The 890-nt window shown below is 40.4% G+C and carries 1 pseudogene; it reads left to right on the top strand.

The features are described from left to right. Positions 1 to 759: pseudogene (locus R7Z50_RS25765) on the top strand (type IV secretion protein Rhs); the annotation flags it as partial. Positions 760 to 890 lie beyond the last annotated feature (131 nt).

Raw genomic sequence — 890 nt, 5'->3', positions numbered from 1 at the left:
TTAAACGCTGCAAAAGAGTCATCCGTCGGAGAAGATGGCAGCAGACACGAAGTGCAGTATGTTGTTGGGATTGAGGAATTTGTCAATGCGCATGTTTTTGACTCAGAGAAAGTTGGCGGGGAAGAAGGTTGCACGATCTTCACTGAAGATCTTGTGTTGAATAAAGCTGAGTATAAAGAAAACTCTGAACTCAATACGAGTGATTATGAGCTAACAGAAAGAAACAAAGCAAAAATTGATGAATGCTTGAAAGAGCGTCAAGAGGCAATGGACGCTCGGATTGGCCAAGATGGATATAACGCCCAAATCGCCAAGATTAATCAGAAATCTGCAAAAATTGGTGAGTTAGCCGCGGATGACTTTGTCCGGAGTAAACGTCCTAATGCTAAGCTGCTTCATCCCAAAGATATTGGAACCTCAATTTCGAAGCCGGGCGACTTTGATATGGTTTACGAGGTGGAAGAGCCACCACTAGGTGAAATTATCATTGTTGAGGCCAAAGGGGGGAGCAGTCCTTTGGGTAGTAGAAAAATTGGAAACGAAGCGTATCAGCAAGGGACTAGTAAATATGCTGAAGAAATCACTAAGCTAATGTCTGAAAACGAAGATGAAACGACAGAAAAAATAGCTGCGAAAAAAATCAGAGATGCATCTTCATTCGGTATTCCGATACGGTATATTCACACCAAGGCGAGTATTCCGGAAACAGGTGATGCATCAGATATAAAAGTAGGAATAGCTGAGTTTAAAATTGATTAAGAAGGGTTAGTTCAACAATGCAAGGTAAAAAGCCAATCAAAATTATAGAGCGTACAGCAAGGCCCAAGTTAGATGATAATAGCATTGCTTCTGAGAAAGATTATATCAATCGAATCTTAGATAAAAGAAAA

The organism is Vibrio sp. 1249-1 (assembly GCF_033340495.1).
Note: the sequence above shows the minus strand (reverse complement) of the source record. Positions and strands in the feature narration are given on the sequence as shown.